Below are 2,245 nucleotides of genomic sequence, written 5' to 3'. Positions count from 1 at the left end.
GGCGTATCTAAAATAAGTTTTCTGTCGTCAAACGCAAAACTGTCCCCGAAAATAGTCTCAAAAATCTCCAAAGTCTCTTTGGCAATACGCCCTTTTGGAAGTGCAACTGTCAGCATAAATCAGCCCTTTTCATTATATTTGTCATCCCGCGAAACAGCAGCGTCTCATCAACCGAGGAAGCGGGAAATATCTTTTTAAAATTCATAGCATCCCCGCCTGTTAAAAATATATCCATCTTGTATGAATTTACTTCTCTTTGCAGCAGTTTTAAGTATCCATAACTTATGGCATCTTGGGAATTTTTTGGCATTCTATCCAAATCAACCTCAAAATTAAATGAGTAGATGAGCGCACTGGATATATTTTTGTAACACTCACTCATCGCCCTTGCTCCCGGGTAGATAAAACCGCCCTCAAATCTGCCCTCTTTTACGACATCCACCGTTATTGCACTGCCCGTGTCGACTACTACTCCATTATCTATGGCTTCGCATGCCATGATTCTGTCTACTCCCATAGTTTTGTAGTACTTTGTAAAATCTACATGTAGCGAGAGATCTATCCAATTTTCAAGAGCTTTTAGCGCCTCCTTAACTTGTTCGTTTACGCAGATATAAAAGACTTTCTCGCTAATAGTTGATGGGTCAAAAAGAGCCGCATCTTCTCTGTAGCTCTTGCCTTTGAGAAAAAAATGGTAGGTAGTGTTTCCGATATCGCACAGAAGCATTAGTAGATTTTCCAACCCTGCTGCTTAAATACATCTTTTGCTTTTGAGCACAGAGGCGCATCTATAAAGATAATTTTGTGTTTAAAATTATGCCCGCAGAATATAGTAAGTTTTGCATATATCTCTTCAAATTTATGCAAATCTTTCATAAGCAATCTGCTCTTTTGACTTACGGCAAAAATAGCCCAAAAATAACCGGCCACATCAGTGGCTTTATATATTTTTATCTTGTTTCTTACACCAAGCTCTCTTGGCGCAATCTCTTGCATTTTTTTATAAATCTTCCCTTTTATTCTGAGAGAGTCTACTAATGTCTGCATTATCCACCCTTTATTAAAAAAAATATTCTATCAAAAAAATGCTTTAGATAGGGATAATATAGTTATAATTACACCCATGAAAATTATCAAAATAAAATTAAATTATCTAAGTTCGTACGTCATATTTGACATAAACACGTTGCTTATTGGCGAGGTTGTGCCATTTAATATATATATATATATATATAAGAAGAGGAAGAAACCACAAGATTATCTTGAAAGCGGGCACGCTTTTATCAGGAATTCTCTACGCAAAACTCCAAGAGCAGAAGAGTCTCTACATCGCAAAAAAAGATGAAAAGAAACAGATACTCTCATGCGAGAGCCTAAAATACTACATCATGTACAACAGAGACAACTTTTCAAAAAGAGTTCAGCTTCTCTATGACATAACAAATCAGCTCTTTGATATATTCTTAAGCAATAGAAACAACAAGATAAATCTAAGCTGCGTTGAACTCATAGTAAAATCAATCATCTATCTTGTCAAATATGATGAAATGTTTCTAAGAAACACGATGCCACATTTTAAAAATGAGCATATGCTAAAAAACCACTCACTTCAAGTTGCAATATATGCAGTTGCTCTTGGGCATGCGCTCAAGTTCAGTGAAGAGCAACTCTTAAAACTAGGCATTGCAGGGCTGCTCCACGATGTCGGCCTTAAAAAAATAGACGATTCAATTATAGATAAAGAGTCCTCACTTGATGAGACAGAGACAGCGATAGTGCAAAAACACGTCCTCTACAGCATTGATATTATAAAACAGAATAATATCCACGACCCATATATTTTAGATGCAATTATGCATCACCACGAGCGCTACGACGGAAGCGGCTATCCGGACAATCTTACAAAAGAGGATATGAGCGATTTTGCCTCAATACTGGCAATTTGCGATGTCTTCGATGCTATGACAAACAGCCGCCCTCACAGAAAAAATTACTCATCCTTTGCAGCGCTAAGAATAATGATTCGCGATTCTGAGATGGTAAACAGATTTAATCAAAAATATCTTCACATAAGCCTAAAACTACTATAATCAAGACTTGTACAAATAAATTAACATGTAGGTTTTTAAATAAAATGTTTCTACTTTTTATTTATCTTTTACTATAATCAAATAAAATACGTGTTATAATTTAGGCTTAATTTAATAGAACAAAGGATGGCTGTGAAAATTTTATACTCTTTTGT

The 2,245-nt window shown here is 35.7% G+C and carries 3 protein-coding genes and 1 pseudogene; 1 reads left to right on the top strand and 3 read right to left on the bottom strand.

Features of this window, described 5'->3' with window-relative positions; translation table 11 throughout:
• The 3 genes and pseudogenes from K0A91_RS10865 to K0A91_RS10855 form a co-directional block, all read right to left on the bottom strand.
• A pseudogene (locus tag K0A91_RS10865) lies at window positions 1–116 on the bottom strand (ATP phosphoribosyltransferase); the annotation flags it as partial.
• Window positions 110–742 (bottom strand): type III pantothenate kinase, encoded by a 633-nt coding sequence (locus K0A91_RS10860; protein WP_295010226.1) that lies wholly within the window; start codon window positions 740–742, stop codon window positions 110–112. The pseudogene K0A91_RS10865 and the gene K0A91_RS10860, both read right to left, overlap by 7 nt.
• Entirely contained in the window at window positions 727–1,047 is a 321-nt protein-coding gene (locus K0A91_RS10855) for a hypothetical protein (RefSeq protein WP_295010224.1), read from the bottom strand. Before K0A91_RS10855 ends, K0A91_RS10860 begins: the two co-directional genes overlap by 16 nt.
• Before the next feature lie 215 nt (window positions 1,048–1,262).
• On the opposite strand from K0A91_RS10855, the gene K0A91_RS10850 reads away from it, so the two are divergent.
• Window positions 1,263–2,090, top strand: a complete 828-nt coding sequence (locus K0A91_RS10850) for an HD domain-containing phosphohydrolase (protein WP_295010222.1) — start codon at window positions 1,263–1,265, stop codon at window positions 2,088–2,090.
• Window positions 2,091–2,245: the final 155 nt, after the last annotated feature.

The sequence above is a fragment of the Sulfurimonas sp. genome (genome assembly GCF_019429335.1).
GTDB lineage: Bacteria > Campylobacterota > Campylobacteria > Campylobacterales > Sulfurimonadaceae > Sulfurimonas.
Note: the sequence above shows the minus strand (reverse complement) of the source record. Positions and strands in the feature narration are given on the sequence as shown.

What these genes read in the sequence shown, in the direction of transcription:
- K0A91_RS10855 (WP_295010224.1), bottom strand. Translation starts at nt 1,047, where the DNA reads ATGCAGACATTAGTAGACTCTCTCAGAATAAAAGGGAAGATTTATAAA.